The 13,961-nt window shown below is 59.2% G+C and carries 17 protein-coding genes and 1 pseudogene; 9 read left to right on the forward strand and 9 right to left on the reverse strand.

Annotated elements, in window-relative coordinates; all coding sequences use genetic code 11:
* Together ACESMW_RS10470 and ACESMW_RS10475 are read left to right on the forward strand one after the other, a co-directional pair.
* Positions 1 to 192 (forward strand): annotated as a pseudogene (locus tag ACESMW_RS10470) (acyl dehydratase); the annotation flags it as partial.
* Positions 193 to 249: 57 nt separating this feature from the next.
* Entirely contained in the window at positions 250 to 876 is a 627-nt protein-coding gene (locus ACESMW_RS10475; protein ID WP_372986989.1) for a response regulator, read from the forward strand.
* On the opposite strand, the gene ACESMW_RS10480 is transcribed toward ACESMW_RS10475, so the two are convergent.
* Both ACESMW_RS10480 and ACESMW_RS10485 read right to left on the reverse strand, forming a co-directional pair.
* Positions 873 to 2,621 (reverse strand): ATP-binding protein, encoded by a 1,749-nt coding sequence (locus tag ACESMW_RS10480; protein ID WP_372986990.1) that lies wholly within the window; start codon positions 2,619 to 2,621, stop codon positions 873 to 875. The genes ACESMW_RS10475 and ACESMW_RS10480 overlap by 4 nt on opposite strands.
* A gap of 10 nt (positions 2,622 to 2,631) precedes the next feature.
* On the reverse strand, positions 2,632 to 3,135 hold the full coding sequence (locus ACESMW_RS10485; protein ID WP_372986991.1) for a hypothetical protein: 504 nt from the start codon (positions 3,133 to 3,135) through the stop codon (positions 2,632 to 2,634).
* A 191-nt stretch (positions 3,136 to 3,326) separates the two neighbouring features.
* Here ACESMW_RS10485 and ACESMW_RS10490 point away from each other — a divergent pair, with 191 nt between their 5' ends.
* Positions 3,327 to 4,160 carry a DUF6544 family protein gene (locus ACESMW_RS10490; RefSeq protein ID WP_372986992.1) on the forward strand — a complete coding sequence of 278 codons (834 nt, stop codon included), beginning with the start codon at positions 3,327 to 3,329 and terminating at the stop codon, positions 4,158 to 4,160.
* Between the two features lie 37 nt (positions 4,161 to 4,197).
* On the opposite strand, the gene ACESMW_RS10495 is transcribed toward ACESMW_RS10490, so the two are convergent.
* Positions 4,198 to 4,617, reverse strand: a complete 420-nt coding sequence (locus ACESMW_RS10495; protein WP_372986993.1) for a universal stress protein — start codon at positions 4,615 to 4,617, stop codon at positions 4,198 to 4,200.
* 160 nt (positions 4,618 to 4,777) lie between these two features.
* On the opposite strand from ACESMW_RS10495, the gene ACESMW_RS10500 reads away from it, so the two are divergent.
* Together ACESMW_RS10500 and ACESMW_RS10505 are read left to right on the forward strand one after the other, a co-directional pair.
* The gene (locus tag ACESMW_RS10500) at positions 4,778 to 5,110 is read left to right on the forward strand and encodes an antibiotic biosynthesis monooxygenase family protein (protein ID WP_372986994.1); all 333 of its coding nucleotides are present in this window, start codon (positions 4,778 to 4,780) and stop codon (positions 5,108 to 5,110) included.
* Positions 5,111 to 5,189: 79 nt separating this feature from the next.
* Positions 5,190 to 6,689: a CoA-acylating methylmalonate-semialdehyde dehydrogenase gene (locus tag ACESMW_RS10505; protein ID WP_372986995.1), complete on the forward strand. Its 1,500-nt coding sequence runs from the start codon at positions 5,190 to 5,192 to the stop codon at positions 6,687 to 6,689.
* A gap of 39 nt (positions 6,690 to 6,728) precedes the next feature.
* Here the strand turns inward: ACESMW_RS10505 and ACESMW_RS10510 are convergent, their stop codons facing one another.
* The gene (locus ACESMW_RS10510; protein ID WP_372986996.1) at positions 6,729 to 7,706 is read right to left on the reverse strand and encodes a ribonuclease Z; all 978 of its coding nucleotides are present in this window, start codon (positions 7,704 to 7,706) and stop codon (positions 6,729 to 6,731) included.
* 69 nt (positions 7,707 to 7,775) lie between these two features.
* Here ACESMW_RS10510 and ACESMW_RS10515 point away from each other — a divergent pair, with 69 nt between their 5' ends.
* A complete protein-coding gene (locus ACESMW_RS10515; protein WP_372986997.1) occupies positions 7,776 to 8,411 on the forward strand; it encodes a phosphoribosyltransferase in 636 nt (211 codons plus the stop codon).
* A 49-nt stretch (positions 8,412 to 8,460) separates the two neighbouring features.
* Here ACESMW_RS10515 and ACESMW_RS10520 read toward each other — a convergent pair whose 3' ends face one another.
* Positions 8,461 to 9,039 carry a hypothetical protein gene (locus tag ACESMW_RS10520; RefSeq protein WP_372986998.1) on the reverse strand — a complete coding sequence of 193 codons (579 nt, stop codon included), beginning with the start codon at positions 9,037 to 9,039 and terminating at the stop codon, positions 8,461 to 8,463.
* A 247-nt stretch (positions 9,040 to 9,286) separates the two neighbouring features.
* Between ACESMW_RS10520 and ACESMW_RS10525 the strand changes: the two genes are divergently transcribed.
* Together ACESMW_RS10525 and ACESMW_RS10530 are read left to right on the forward strand one after the other, a co-directional pair.
* Positions 9,287 to 10,141 carry a crotonase/enoyl-CoA hydratase family protein gene (locus ACESMW_RS10525; protein ID WP_372986999.1) on the forward strand — a complete coding sequence of 285 codons (855 nt, stop codon included), beginning with the start codon at positions 9,287 to 9,289 and terminating at the stop codon, positions 10,139 to 10,141.
* 3 nt (positions 10,142 to 10,144) lie between these two features.
* A complete protein-coding gene (locus ACESMW_RS10530; protein WP_372987000.1) occupies positions 10,145 to 10,741 on the forward strand; it encodes a CPBP family intramembrane glutamic endopeptidase in 597 nt (198 codons plus the stop codon).
* Positions 10,742 to 10,746: 5 nt separating this feature from the next.
* On the opposite strand, the gene ACESMW_RS10535 is transcribed toward ACESMW_RS10530, so the two are convergent.
* From ACESMW_RS10535 to ACESMW_RS10545, 3 genes are all read right to left on the reverse strand, one after another.
* Positions 10,747 to 11,151 carry a DUF2721 domain-containing protein gene (locus ACESMW_RS10535; protein WP_092006771.1) on the reverse strand — a complete coding sequence of 135 codons (405 nt, stop codon included), beginning with the start codon at positions 11,149 to 11,151 and terminating at the stop codon, positions 10,747 to 10,749.
* A gap of 104 nt (positions 11,152 to 11,255) precedes the next feature.
* Positions 11,256 to 11,825 (reverse strand): NnrU family protein, encoded by a 570-nt coding sequence (locus tag ACESMW_RS10540; RefSeq protein WP_372987001.1) that lies wholly within the window; start codon positions 11,823 to 11,825, stop codon positions 11,256 to 11,258.
* On the reverse strand, positions 11,822 to 12,727 hold the full coding sequence (locus ACESMW_RS10545; RefSeq protein ID WP_372987002.1) for a LysR family transcriptional regulator ArgP: 906 nt from the start codon (positions 12,725 to 12,727) through the stop codon (positions 11,822 to 11,824). Before ACESMW_RS10545 ends, ACESMW_RS10540 begins: the two co-directional genes overlap by 4 nt.
* Positions 12,728 to 12,815: 88 nt before the next feature.
* Between ACESMW_RS10545 and ACESMW_RS10550 the strand changes: the two genes are divergently transcribed.
* Positions 12,816 to 13,421 (forward strand): LysE/ArgO family amino acid transporter, encoded by a 606-nt coding sequence (locus tag ACESMW_RS10550; protein ID WP_372987003.1) that lies wholly within the window; start codon positions 12,816 to 12,818, stop codon positions 13,419 to 13,421.
* A 30-nt stretch (positions 13,422 to 13,451) separates the two neighbouring features.
* On the opposite strand, the gene ACESMW_RS10555 is transcribed toward ACESMW_RS10550, so the two are convergent.
* Positions 13,452 to 13,955 (reverse strand): C40 family peptidase, encoded by a 504-nt coding sequence (locus ACESMW_RS10555; protein WP_372987004.1) that lies wholly within the window; start codon positions 13,953 to 13,955, stop codon positions 13,452 to 13,454.
* Between the last annotated feature and the right edge of the window lie 6 nt (positions 13,956 to 13,961).

Below are 13,961 nucleotides of genomic sequence, written 5' to 3' on the forward strand. Positions count from 1 at the left end.
TTCGGGGATACCATTGCCTGCGTGTTCACGATCACCGAGGTGGATGATCGGAACCGCGCGAGGGCAGAGGCAGTATTGTCGAACCAGCATGGAGAAACAGTGATCGAAGCCTGGCTGACCGGTGTGCTGCCCGGCGAGCCGGAGCGTCAGATCATGGCGCAGACGGCTGGCGATTCTGATCAGACGTTCTAGAATTTGTGGAAGGTTCGGTACCCGGGATTGGAAGCCGGCCAAACGCAGGATGCGACAATGAAACTGTTCATTGTGGACGACCATCAACTCTTTATTGATGGTATGCGACACCTGCTGGGTCACCTGGACGGTGTCAGTGTCATTGAAGAATGCAATCGGGCTGAGGAGGCAATCAAGAGGCTCGAGGCAGAGGACAGTTTTGACCTGGTTCTGATCGATCTCGGTATGCCGGGCATGGATGGGCTGGCCATTCTCCAGCGGCTCAGGGAAACCGGCTCCGTCACCCCGGTGGTGGTCGTTTCCGCCGAAGAAAACATTGCCCGAATCGGACATGCGCTTGAGCTGGGGGCGCTGGGCTACATTCCCAAGGAGCAGAGCGGAATCGACATGCTCCATGCCGTGAAGCAGGTGTTATCGGGCGAGATCTACGTGCCCGATCCGGTTCGGGAGCGCCTCAGTCTGTACCAGTCCCGCCGTCATCCTGAGCACGGCACCCTGACCCGGCGCCAGATGGATGTCCTCAATCTGGTCGCCAAGGGCTACTCCAACAAGCAGATCGCGGCCGCATTATTCGTAGCCGAACATACGGTCAAGGTCCACATCGCCGCCATTCTGAAAGCGCTCAATGCCACCAATCGAACCGAATGTGTGCACAAGGCCCGGAGCCTGGGGTTGCTGGATTAATCCGCACTGGCAGTGCTGGTGAGCTGGCGCTGTATGAGGCTTCTGAGCCTGGCCGGGCTGACCGGTTTGTGAATCATCCTGAGGCCACTCCTTTCAACCTCCCGCAGCTGCCGGGAACTGGTGGTGCCGGTGATAATGATGCCTGGTAACTCGGCCCCGTATCGTTGCCTGAGGCTCCGGATTACCTCAACACCATTCTTCGAGCCCTCCAGACTGAAGTCAGACAGCACCAGGTCCGGTCGCTCCGGCGATTGCTGGAGGGCTTCCGCCAGGGACGACACGGCAGTGACCCTGAACTTCCAGCGGCTCAGCAGTGTGTCCATTGCATTGAGCACATTTCTGTCGTCGTCGATGACCAGAATGTGATGTCCTGAGGCCTGCCAGATCGGCTCCGCGACTTGCTCTTCCCGATGTTTGATCCTGGTTGGATCACCGAGTGGAATGGTGAGGCTGAAAACGGACCCCCTGCCTTCGTCGGAGCGCAGGTCCAGTGGCAGCTCCATCAGCTCACAGAGCTTGTGAACGATAGCCAGGCCAAATCCCAACCCTTTGTCTCTCTCATCTTCGTGGGGAGAGGGGTGTGCCTGTTCGAACTCCACGAAAACTCGCTCCCGTGCCTCCCGGGGAATGCCGATGCCGGTATCCCATACCTGGACGAGTATCGAGTCCTCCCTCGGGCGGGCGCTGATGAGAACGCCCCCCGAGCGGGTGTATCGAATGGCATTGGCGATCAGATTACGCATCACGCGCTCAAGAAGGCCCCGATCGGCTCTCACTACGGCGGGTCGGGTATGAAGCCTGAGATTCAGTTCCTTCTGTTCGGCTTTTTCCCGGAATTCTTCCGATAGCTGAATGAGAAAAAATTCAATGTCGAAGTCCACTGGTTCCGGCTGGATAATATTGGCATCGAGCCGGGAAATATCGAACAGGGCATCAAACATCCGGCGCATGGCGTCCAGGGAGGCATCGATCCGGCGGAGAATGCGTTGTTCTTCCTGTGGGCTGCCCGCGCCTTTGAGTGCATCGAAGAAAAGCGAGAGTGCATGCAGAGGCTGCCGGAAATCATGGCTCGCTGTTGCCAGGGTACGGGACTTTGCCCGGATCGCGGTCTGCAGTTCCTGGGAGCGTTGACTGAGCTGATCTGCAAGATCGGCGGTTTCAAAGCGAAGGTGCATTTCCGAACGCACGATGGAATTGAGCTTTTTGGCAAAACTGTAGGATGCCAGAATCGCGAACGCGACCATCATCGCCAGGGCGAACCAGGCCACCTCGCCGAGGCTGATAAAGTGTGCCACCAGAGCTCCCTTGATGGGCATGCCGTAGCTGTAATACAGGGGCAGCCAGTGGGTACCGGCAGAGATGGAGCCGATGCCGAGGATCAGGGCCAGGGTGATCATGAACACCTGGTGTGGAACGGACTCGGTGCCGGCAAACAGAAAGACCGCGATTGCCCACAGGGTACCGAGGTAGATCTGTAACAGAAGAAGCTTACGATGCCAGGGTTCGGCAGTGGTGGGGGTGACATCCTGTTTCCGGTAGGCGGCCGTGAGCAGATAGCGGGTGCCAATGCCCGCGATCACAAGAACGAACCATCCTGAAAGCAATACCCGGTCCACCTGGTTCCACAGAACCAGAACAACGGTCAGGGGAACCAGGATGGTAATAGCAGCCCACTCACGCATTTTGTTGAAGTGAGGGGCCAGCGCCTCGAACGTGATGCGTTGCTCGATCTCCGTGGCATTCATGGGTGGCCGGTTACCTCAGCGCCTGTATGGTTCGCTGGTTTTCCTGGTGTCGTTCCACGAGAACCGAGAAGGTTTGCGGACGACACTGAACCCACCAGGAGCCGACAAAAGGCCTCTGGCGGTGCGGATGTGCCACTTCGCGACCGGTGTTAACGAATCCCCAGTTTGTTGCTTCATCCAGAAGCATGGCCCGTTCTCCGGAGAAAGCAAACGGCTGGGTCCTGGCGGGGCCACCACGGGGATCGCCGGTTTTCATGTTGCCACAGACCACCATGCCTCCGTCCGGGCCCGCGCCGGCAACGCCGTAGACGTTGAAAAACTCGACGTCTCCTGCATTCGCCAGCAGCTCGGCGACAGAGTTGGTGGCAGCGGCTTTCTGCTCGGAAGAGAGAATGACCAGCAGTGATTCCGAAGTATCGGAGGCTGGCGGGTCCAGTGATGCATAGCGCTGGGTATCGGTGCTCGCACAGCCGGTGATAGCGGCAAGCGCGAGCAGTAAGGGTAAGGTTTTCATTGATATCTCCGCTATTCCCTGTTCAGGCTCTGGTTGAGCCGTCTCCCGGCGCTGAGATGGGCGCCGGGTCCTTGCGTGAAACTGCAATGAGCGTCACATTTCAAGTATTGGGAATCGATGGCGGTTCTTGTATTACTCAAAAGAGCTAATTTCATGGCCCGGAATAAACAGACACGGAAAGTCCTGTAACCATGATCATCCACGTACTGAGCACTCTGATCTTTCTCGTCCTTGCCGGACTGTCTGCCCGCCGGTGGGCAGACCACAGGGCGGACCGCCGGATTATGGAGTCACTGGTCCGAAACCAGCCCCGAGATCCCGACCGGTTTGACCCGGCCATGGTTGACCGCCTGCCGGAACCGGCCCGGCGTTACTTTCTTTACACCATCGTCCCGGGAACGCCGCTGTACACCGTGGCAACGTTCTCCATGGAGGGACGGTTCGGCATGGGAGATCGGGACAAGCCAGATTACCTGGCGATGTCGGCCCGGCAGACCTTGGCGGCGCCCGTCGGTTTCATCTGGAGTATGAATGCCCGGCGCGGACTGATGCGTATATCGGGTTCGGACACCGGTCGCTGGACACGGTTCTGGCTAATGGGGCTGCTGCCAGTGGCCCGCATGGGGGGCACTCCGGATCACGCCCGCTCGGCCTTCGGGCGGTACGTGGCAGAAGCCGTGTTCTGGACGCCAGCAGCATTGCTGCCGGGGCCGAACGTGCACTGGGAACTGGTGGATGTGAACGTCGCCCGGGTAACGCTGCGCCATAACGGGTTATCCCAGTCGGTGGATGTGACGGTTGCAGAGGATGGCCAACCGCTTCAGGTGCATTTTGACCGCTGGAGCAATGCCAACCCGGAGAAGGAATACCGCTGGCAGCCTTTTGGCGGGTATCTCTCCGAATTTCGGGAAGTAGAGGGCTTCCGGTTGCCGATGCATGTTGAGGCCGGCAACCATTTTGGCACGGAGCGTTATTTTCCGTTCTTTGTGGTGGATGTAACGGAGATTGCCTTTCCCCATGACTGAAAGAACAGATAGCCCGGGCAAGCTGCGGGCCTGACCCTCAACGGACCACAAACACCGAGATATCACTGTGCTTGACGATGTTCGCGCCATTGGAGCGCAGCAGGTGCAGCCTGTCACCAATACCCGGTGGATGTGAGGCCATAATCACCAGGTCGGCACCCGTGTCCTTGATGGCATCCAGCAGCTTGTCGTCCAGCTCGACCGCAGTGTCTACCGACTCCAGAACTTCCGCGTCGGTTTTGATGCCGTGGGCCTTGCCCTGTTCTTCGGCAAATTCCTTCATTTTGGCGCGAAGTTCGTCCGGATTGTGGGCGGCGGCGCCGGGCGTGCTGTTGGTGACGGTGACATAGCAGAGGGTGGCGCTGTAATGCTTGGCCATGTCGATGGCGGTGTTCAGGGCCTTGGGTATTTTGTCCAGGTGGGACAGGTCTACCGGAACCAGGATTTTGTGATACATGGCGGTACTCCTCTTTGAGGGAGGAAATGAACGATGTGTTCCATACTTCAAGGGTGGCACTGAATGGCGGCTGGTGCCAACCTCAGTGGCGCAGGCTTGATTTCAGACAAGTTTTAGCTGATCCCGCCACTTGAACAGTTTTTCAAAGGAGGCAAGAACGATGAAGTATATTTTCGAAGTGCGAGTACAGGACGGACACACCGCGGAGGAGTACGCCGACGCCTGGGTGCGGGCCAGTGAGTTGATCCAGAAAGCGCCGGGTGCCCGAGGCACCATGCTTCATCGAAAGATTGGCGAGCCGAACACCCTGATTGCCATCGCATCCTGGGACAGCAAGGAAGCGCGGGATGCCATGGAATCCGACAAGGACCCTCGGATAACGGAAATCATCCGCAGCGCGGCTCCCTTTGTTGAGATCACGCCGCTGGGCGAATTCGAGGAACCGGAGTGGGTGGTGATGCCTCCGGACTCCGGGCAGGAATGGGGGATGTGAACGACAGCTGAACCGGCGAGGAACGATCAGGTGGTCTATATTTATCCGACGCCCAGTATCGTTCATCCGGAGGTCAGTCATGTCTGTTCGTGAAATACCCCTGTTCATTGATGGTAAGCCAGTCCGTTCGGAGAGTTCGGAGTGGCGTGATGTCGTCAACCCGGCTACCCAGGAGGTGGTTTCCCGGGTGCCGTTTGCCACCGAAGCGGAAGTAGAGCGGGCCGTCGCCTCTGCCAAAGAGGCGTTCCGAGAGTGGCGGAAGGTCTCGCTCGCCCAGCGCATGCGCATCATGCTCAAATTCCAGGCCCTGGTGCGTGAGCATACCAAGGAACTGGCAGCCCTGATTACCGAGGAACACGGCAAGACCCTGCCCGATGCGGAAGGTGAGGTGGGCCGGGGCCTTGAGGTCATCGAGTATGCCTGTTCGGTCACCTCCCTGCAGTTGGGCGAGATCGCCGAGAATGCGGCAGGTGGTGTGAATGTCTACTCGTTGAACCAGCCACTGGGTGTGGGCGCAGGTATCACCGCGTTCAACTTCCCGGTGATGCTACCCTGCTTCATGTTCCCGCTGGCTATTGCTACCGGCAACACGTTTATCCTCAAGCCTTCCGAGCAGGATCCCAGTTCCACCATGCGTCTGGTGGAACTGGCCCATGAGGCCGGCATTCCTGCCGGTGTTCTCAATGTGGTCCATGGCGGGCCCGATGTGGCCAACATGATCTGCGACCACCCGGATATCAAGGCGCTGTCCTTCATCGGCTCCACCCACGTCGGCACCCATATCTACAATCGCGCCGGTGCCGCAGGCAAGCGGGTGCAGTCGATGATGGGGGCGAAGAACCACTGCGTGATCATGCCCGATGCCAACCGCAGCCAGGCCATCAACAACATGATCGGTTCGGCATTTGGTGCGGCGGGCCAGCGTTGCATGGCCAACTCGGTGCTGGTCCTGGTGGGGAAGGCCCGGGAATGGATGCCGGAAATTATCGAGAAATCGAAAAACCTGAAGGTTGGCCCGGGCATCCAGCGAGATGCGGATCTGGGCCCGCTGGTTTCTCCCCAGGCTCTCAAGCGGGTCGTTGGTCTGATCGACAAGGGCGAGAAGGAGGGCGCTACCTTGGCGCTCGACGGTCGTGGTTGCACGGTTGAGGGGTGCCCGGAGGGCAATTTCGTGGGGCCCACGATCTTCACCAATGTGAAGCCGGATATGACCATCTACCGGGAGGAAATTTTCGGGCCTGTACTCTGTGTGGTGGAAGTGGATACTCTGGATGAAGCCATCGAATTCATCAACCGGAACCCGAACGGCAATGGCACTTCCATTTTCACCGGCTCCGGCTGGGCTGCCCGTCGCTTTGAAAACGACATCGATGTGGGGCAGGTGGGCATCAACGTGCCGATCCCGGTGCCGGTTGCCTTCTTCAGCTTCACCGGTTCCCGGGGCTCCAAATTGGGCGACCTGGGGCCCAACGGCAAGCAGGCGATCCAGTTCTGGACTCAGACGAAGACGGTTACCGCACGCTGGTTTGAGCCGGATCATCTGTCTGAAGAGGTGAACACCACCATCTCGATGAAGTAGTACTGCGGTGCCGTTCGAAGCTGGCGGCCCAATGTTGATCTATTGCCCCGACGGCTCCCGAAGCTGGAGTGTCAGGTCCTTTCCGAGCCGGTAACTGGCGAAATCCCGGGCCAGATAAAGCGTACCGCGATACAGGCCTGTCGCTTCCGCCTCGACTTCGCCGATGTGCGGGTAGGCATCCCGGCTGAGCTGATAGCGGGAGCTGAAATGCGTCAGTACCAGGTTGGGAATGCCCACAGCCTCTGCAAACCGGGCGACCTGTGCCGCCGAGCTGTGCTGGGGCCAGGAGCCGACGTGGTCGGCCACTTCCTGGGTGTAGGTGGCTTCGTGGATCAGCACGTGGGCGTCCTGACAGGCGGCCTCGAGTAATTCCGGGTTGTCGTTGTCGCCGCCCACGACAATTTTTCTCGGTTGTCGGGAAATGGCGGTGTACTGGTCGCTACGAAGTACTGTTCCGTTTTCCAGCACCACGTCCCTGCCTTGCTGTAGTTCGCCCCAGGCCGGGCCCGGTTCGACACCGTCAGCCTCGAGTTCGTCCTTCAACAGCTGTCGCTCCAGGTTCTTCTCGGTAAAGGTGAAAGCGCGGCTGGAGACCCGGTGGGAAAGCGGGGTGGCCATGACTTCGACCGCATCGTCTTCCCAATAGAACTCTTCCGCTTCCGAGTCGATGTATTTGAGCTCATAGCTCAGGCTGGAATCGCTGTTTCCCAGGGCGGTTTCCACAAAGGTTTTCACCGGCCTGGGTGCCACCAGGAACAGGGGCTCGGTACGGCCCAGCATGGAAGCGCTGGTGAGCAGACCGGGCAGCCCGAAAGTGTGGTCGCCGTGCACGTGGGTGATAAAAATCGCCTGCAGCTGCATCACGGAGTGGCGGGTATGCAGCAATTGGTGCTGGGTGCCTTCACCGCAATCGATCAGGTACCAGTGTTTCGGTTTGCCGTGCATCAGTGCCAGGCCAGTGACATTTCTGGCTTTTGTCGGCGTGCCGGCGGAGGTGCCGAGGAACGTGAAATCCATGGGGTTTCCTGTTGGGGCTTTTGAAAGAGTATAAAATTGAAAGACAGGATCACAAGGCGGGAGTCACCGATGGCAGAACCGACGCTCATGCAGGTCCAGTTGCTCAGCCCGGATGAGGTGGTGGATGCCTGCGATGAAGTCGCACGCCACATCCTGGCCAGTCGGTTCCGCCCGGACATGATCGTCGCTGTCGCCCGGGGTGGCTTCATGCCTGCCCGTTTCCTGTGTGATTTCCTGAACCTGGGGACACTGTGTTCCATCCGCGTCCAGCATTACGAGGCCGGTGCCAGCAGGGGTGAGGAGGCCCGGGTGACCATTCCGCTGGCAGCGGACATCCGCGGCGCCCGGGTGCTGGTGGTTGACGATGTTAATGACAGCGGCGATACCCTGCGGGCGGCGCGCTCCTACTTGGAGCCCCTCGGCCCGGCAGAGCTCCGCACCGCCGTTCTCCATGAAAAACTGGTGACCACCTGCCCGGCGGATTTCAGTTCCGGCGAGGTGCGAAAGTGGCGCTGGATTCTCTATCCCTGGGCCATGGTGGAAGATATCGCCCAGTTTATCCGGGAAATGGTGCCGGCACCTCAGGATGCAGCAGAAACCTTACGGCGTTTGCACACCTGTTACGGGCTGGCGCTGACGCCAGTTCAATTGACCCGTGTGGTCTATTTTGGCGGCCTGCCGCACTCACTGCTGCCTGCTACCTGAAAAAAGAACCCGCACCTCGCAGGCGCGGGTTCGCGTCAAGCGAACTGCCTTACCAGCCCTGATAGTATTGGCGCTGGCGGTTCTGTAGCTGTTGGCGCTGCTCGTCAGTGAGCACGTCGTTCATTTCCTGCTGGAATTTCTGACGCCGCTCGTACATTTCCTGCATTCGTTCCTGCTGCTGTTGCAAGTGCCGGTTCTGGATCTCCTCCATGCGTTTTTTCTGCTCATCCGTCAGATCCAGTCCCGCGCCCGGTCCCATGCCCGGGTAGCCGCCCATCATGCCGGGACCCATTCCAGGGGCCATACCACCTTGCATGCCAGGCCCATAGCCCATGCCGGGTCCCATGCCGCCGTGCATGCCCGGCCCATAGCCCATGCCTGGCCCCATACCGCCGTGCATGCCGGGACCGTAACCCTTGCCCGGTCCCATACCGTGCATTCCGGGGCCGTAACCCGGGCCAGGACCATACCCCATACCAGGGCCATAGCCCATTCCCGGGCCGGGCCCGTATCCCATGCCGGGACCCATACCCGGACCCATGTAACCCTGGGCCGCCGCGAGGCCGGAAAGACCCAGCCCCATAATGGAGACCAGCAATGTTTTCCTGAATGCTTCTGAAGTGCGCATTCCGGCTTCCTCCCTGTTGAATCAGATCGTAAATCCCGAAAGGGACTTGTTCACACTAGAGCTTGGCACAACTTTGTATATCGGCAAGGAGAGGGACGGAGTGGGGGAGGAGTTGTAATGTGCCGCTTTCGTCTGTGGCAGTTGAGCGGTATATTCGGAGGCAATCACGGAAAATCATCAGAAAATAGCTGAAAATATTACAAAATTTCCGGTTTTTATCGCTTTCAATGACCAACGGAGACAAAACGTGACCGAACCCTTCTCCTACCAGAGTTTCTCGGTTGATGTGTCCAATCACATCGCCCATGTCCAGTTCAAACGGCCGGACGCCCTCAATACCATGAACAAGGCCTTCTGGCTGGAGTTGCCACAGTGCATGCAGGACATCGAGGCCAATACCGATGCCCGCGTCATCGTGATCTCGTCTACTGGCAAACATTTCTCCGCCGGCATGGATCTGGGTGTGTTTACCGATTCCAAGGCCGTACCCATGGGGGGCGACCCGGGCCGGATGGCCGAGAACCTGCGCCGGGTGGTGCTGCAGCTGCAGGACACCCTGAGCTCCCTGGAGAAGGTGCGCCTGCCGGTGCTGGCGGCGGTGCATGGAGGCTGTATCGGTGGTGCACTGGACCTGGTCTGCGCGGCAGACAGCCGTTACTGCACAGCGGATGCCTACTTCACCATCAAGGAAACCGAACTGGGCATGACGGCGGATGTGGGCACCCTGCAGCGCCTGCCCAAGCTGATCCCTGAGGGTGTGGTGCGTGAGCTGGCCTACACCGGTCGCAAGTTTGGTGCGGAAGAGGCCCACCGGCTGGGGTTCGTGAATACCGTGTACGAAAATCACGAAACAATGCTGGAGGGCGTGATGGAGATCGCCGCCCGGATTGCTGCCAACTCGCCGCTGGCGGTTACCGGCTGCAAGGAAATGATCAACTACAGCCGGGATCACTCGGTGGAGGACAGCCTGAAGTACATGGCCACCTGGCAGGCCGGCATGTTCCGCCCCGACGACATGATGAAGACCTTCCAGGCCAAGGGTCAGAAGCAGCCGCCAGAGTACGATGACCTGTTCCCGGTGAAAGACCTGTTCAGCCAGTAAGTCATGGCAAGAACCGGAGGGTCTTCCATCTCGACCCGGGCCGCCCTGGTATTCCAGGGCGGCATCGGTGTCATTGGCCTGCTGGCGGTCTGGCTGTTCGATATTCCCGTGCAGTGGGGTGGCCTGAGCGGTTTGGAGATAATTCTGTATGGCGCTCTTGGCGCCGTCGGAACCTATCTGACCCTGATTCTGGTAACCCGGATCCCGGGCCTGTTCCCGGACAACCTGGGACAGCAGATGCGCGGGCTGCACCGTTTCGCCCGAAGCTTTTCCTGGACGGTTCTGGTGGCGTTGTCGGTGCTCGCCGGTGTTGGGGAGGAGCTTCTATTCAGGGGAGCCGTCCAGGGCTGGCTGATTCAGCACACCGGGCCCTGGACCGCGGTTATTGCATCGTCAGTCCTGTTTGGTCTGGTCCACTACGTGTCATTTACCTATTTCCTGGTGGCCACGGGACTCGGTCTGGTCCTGGGCGTTGCCTATCATCTCTCCGCCAGCCTGGGCATGGTCATGCTCTGGCATGCGCTTTACGACGTGCTGGCCCTCTATTGCCTGCTGCGTTTCCCACACTGGTTCGGAATTGATTCCGCAGGCCCGAGGTGACCGCCTCAGCCCTGGCTCTCGCTTTTTCTCGCCTCGAAGTTGGAGAGCTCCACGTTGATTGCGTTGGTGGAAATCTGGATCTCGTACAGTGAGTAAAGGAGCGATAGCGACAGCAAGACCAGACTGATACCAAACGCCACAATGCCCGGCATTTCAGATCCCAGAAACAGCAGGAACATGGAGACTGTGCAAAGGAAAAAACTGAGCACACCAAAGGTCTGCATTCGTTTGGTCAGCACGATGCGCTTTCGAAGCATGCCGATCTGGCGGGCAATCAGGGCGTGATCGTCTTCGGAATCCATCTGCTTGAGCTGGCGGATCAACTGCGCCAGCACCAGGAATCGGTTGGTGTAAGCCAGTAACAGTAGCGAGATGGCCGGGAAGAGCAGCGCGGGGGTGGTCAGGTCCAAATGTAAATCCTGTAGTGTTCAGGTGTGGTTTCTTACCAGTTTTCGAAGGCAATAAGCTCTTTACTGGTAACTGGTTGGTTGTAAACATGAGCCCGAGCCATTGCTCAGACCGGTGATACGCCAAAGAGCCACTGGTGGGCCCAGAAGACCGTGATGACGTATACCGCCAGGCCGCCGACAACTGCAATGGCATCGTTTGCCCGTGACGCCGGCAGCGTCGGGATTGACCGCTCGGTGCGGCGTTTCATGGATATCCGGTCCACCACCGCCCAGGCCAGGAAAGCGCCGAAAAGCAGTACATCGTGCAACATGCCGTTTGCCAACAGGTGCGCCAGGGCCCAGAGTTTTACGGCAACCAGCATCGGATGTTTGAGCGTTGCCTTGATCTTCCCGGGGAAATACGTGGCGAACAGCAACGGAAAAACCGGAATCAGCAACAGCATGGCCAGGTGCCTGAGCCAGCCGGCAGGTGTGTACAGTACCGTTGGGTCCATCCGGGCCGTCCCATATCCCCAGACAATCAGCACCAGGCCGATGATAGAAACCAGCGAGTAGAGGCCTTTGAATGCGCCCTCCCCAAGCCGATCATGTAGCCGGTTGCGCAGTGGTTCATTGACGATGGACAGGGAGTGGATTCCCAGAAACAGGATCAGGCCGACTATCAATATGCTCATTTAAAGCGACTCCTTGGTTTGTTCCTTTCCGCGGTACGTACGCAGGCATTCTGCAGGGCCTTGGTAAGGCGATCCATGGCACCTCCGCTGTGGCGCCAGAAATGCCAGTATAGCTTTACTTCCAATTGTTGCCCGATGGCGATGCTGGTCAGTCTTCCCGCCGCCAGCTCCTCCCGCACCTGGATTTCCGGAATCATGCCGTACCCCATGCCGGCGGTTGCCAGCTTTACAAAGCCTTCTGAGGACGGGCAGAGATGGTGGGGAAAGGAACCATGAAAACCGCATTGTGCCAGAAAACGATGCTGCAACTGATCGTTCGGTCCGAATACGATCGCCGGTGCTTTGCGTAATGCTGGCTCGGTCAGTCCTCCCGGAAAATGCCGCCCGATGTAATCGGGGGTTGCCAGCGGCAGGTAGATCATTGAGCCCAGTGGCACGCATCGCGCGCCCGCGACCGGTTGTGGGCTGCTGCACAGGCAGGCGGCGACATCGCCCTCGCGCATTCGGCGCAGACCAATGTCCTGATCCTCTATCACAAGGTCGAGTAACAGTTCCTCGTCCCGGCAGAACTCAGCGATGGCATCGGCCCACCAGGTGGCCAGGCTGTCGGCGTTTAAAGCAATGCGTAGCCTCGCCGATGGCTCGTTCAGGGTAGGCAGGGATTTCGCCAGATCCCGCTCCAGCAACTGCACCTGCTGAACGTGGTTGAGCAGCCGCTGGCCGGCGGGCGTGGCTTTCAGGGCTGGACTGCGAACAAGTACCGGCTGACCCAGCCGAATCTCCAGTGTGCGAATTCGCTGGGATACTGCCGACTGGCTGAGCCCGAGGGCAGCGCCGGCGCGCTCAAAACCTCCGCATTCGACGACCGTCGCCAGTGCTTCCAGCAGTTTGTAGTCAATCATAAGAAAAACTGATGCAATATTACGAGTATGAATTTCAAGTATATAGCCGCCGCGGTATGCTTGCGCCAGTTTTTCAGGGAGATTGAGCGTGCTTGAGAGTTATCTGACCGGATTGGTGGTTTGCGGCGGCATTATCGTGGCGATCGGAGCCCAGAATGCTTATGTGCTGAGCCAGGCCATTCGCCGCGAGCATCACTGGTGGTCGGCGGGGCTGTGCATGGCCTCGGATGTGATCCTGTTTACGCTCGGCATGTTCGGCGTGAGCGCGGCGCTGATGGCTATGCCCCAGGCCCTGGAGCTGCTGCGCTGGCTGGGGGTGGCGTTCCTTGGCTGGCTGGCCCTGCAGGCATTGGTGCGTGCGAGTCGGGGCAGGGCGGCGCTGGAGGCCGGGGAAGTCACCCGGCGCAGCCTGAAAGGAGTCCTGTTCACCACCCTGGCCGTCACCCTGCTCAATCCCCAGGTTTATCTCGACACCCTGCTGCTGATTCCGGCTGTGGGTGCCCAACAGGAGGACGCCACCAGCTTTGTGGCGGGCGCCAGCAGTGCCTCGATCCTGTGGTTCGGCGGGCTGGCCTGGTGCGGGTCGGCACTCGCCCCGGTCCTGTCACGGCCGGCGGCCTGGCGGATCATTGATGGGGTGATCGGTCTGATGATGGCCGCCATTGCTCTGCAGTTGGCGATCGGGGGTTTGTAACGCTGGCTCAGAGCCGTTGGGAGAATCGGATCAGTCTTCTTCGAAACGCCTTGCCTCGGTAAAACGATCGGCCCAGTAATAGCCGTCCAGTTCTGACAGGGTGACGCCGACAGAGGTGGACGCATGAATGAACCGGTTCTCGCCCATGTAGATTCCGGCATGCTGCTCCTTGCCGCCAATCCTGAAAAACACCAGGTCCCCGGGTTCTACCTGGTCCGGCGATACCTCCCGGCCATGGCGAAGCATCTGGGCGGTGGTGCGGGGCAGTTGCTGGCCGAGACCCTCCTGATAAGCCGTGATGATAAACCCGGAACAATCGAACCCCTGGGCTGACACGCCACCATATTGGTAGGGCGTACCCTGATAGCGCTCGAAGACCTGCCACAACCGGTCGACCTTCTCCGGTGAATCCGTCGTTTCGACGGGTGCGGGCTGTACGCTGTCCCCGGTCTGCAGGTGCTGATTACTGGCACAACCACCCAGCGCCAGGCCAAGTACTATCATTACCAGTATTTGTCGCAGCATTGACGCCATGCCGTT

This window comes from Marinobacter sp., assembly GCF_041690455.1.
In the GTDB taxonomy this organism is placed as follows: Bacteria; Pseudomonadota; Gammaproteobacteria; order Pseudomonadales; family Oleiphilaceae; genus Marinobacter.

Coding starts and splice junctions, on each gene's coding strand:
- ACESMW_RS10530 (WP_372987000.1), top strand. CDS start 10,145: ATGGCAAGAACCGGAGGGTCTTCCATCTCGACCCGGGCCGCCCTGGTA.
- ACESMW_RS10505 (WP_372986995.1), top strand. CDS start 5,190: ATGTCTGTTCGTGAAATACCCCTGTTCATTGATGGTAAGCCAGTCCGT.
- ACESMW_RS10515 (WP_372986997.1), top strand. CDS start 7,776: ATGGCAGAACCGACGCTCATGCAGGTCCAGTTGCTCAGCCCGGATGAG.
- ACESMW_RS10510 (WP_372986996.1), bottom strand. CDS start 7,706: ATGGATTTCACGTTCCTCGGCACCTCCGCCGGCACGCCGACAAAAGCC.
- ACESMW_RS10485 (WP_372986991.1), bottom strand. CDS start 3,135: ATGAAAACCTTACCCTTACTGCTCGCGCTTGCCGCTATCACCGGCTGT.
- ACESMW_RS10545 (WP_372987002.1), bottom strand. CDS start 12,727: ATGATTGACTACAAACTGCTGGAAGCACTGGCGACGGTCGTCGAATGC.
- ACESMW_RS10490 (WP_372986992.1), top strand. CDS start 3,327: ATGATCATCCACGTACTGAGCACTCTGATCTTTCTCGTCCTTGCCGGA.
- ACESMW_RS10520 (WP_372986998.1), bottom strand. CDS start 9,039: ATGCGCACTTCAGAAGCATTCAGGAAAACATTGCTGGTCTCCATTATG.
- ACESMW_RS10555 (WP_372987004.1), bottom strand. CDS start 13,955: ATGGCGTCAATGCTGCGACAAATACTGGTAATGATAGTACTTGGCCTG.
- ACESMW_RS10495 (WP_372986993.1), bottom strand. CDS start 4,617: ATGTATCACAAAATCCTGGTTCCGGTAGACCTGTCCCACCTGGACAAA.
- ACESMW_RS10480 (WP_372986990.1), bottom strand. CDS start 2,621: ATGAATGCCACGGAGATCGAGCAACGCATCACGTTCGAGGCGCTGGCC.
- ACESMW_RS10475 (WP_372986989.1), top strand. CDS start 250: ATGAAACTGTTCATTGTGGACGACCATCAACTCTTTATTGATGGTATG.
- ACESMW_RS10500 (WP_372986994.1), top strand. CDS start 4,778: ATGAAGTATATTTTCGAAGTGCGAGTACAGGACGGACACACCGCGGAG.
- ACESMW_RS10540 (WP_372987001.1), bottom strand. CDS start 11,825: ATGAGCATATTGATAGTCGGCCTGATCCTGTTTCTGGGAATCCACTCC.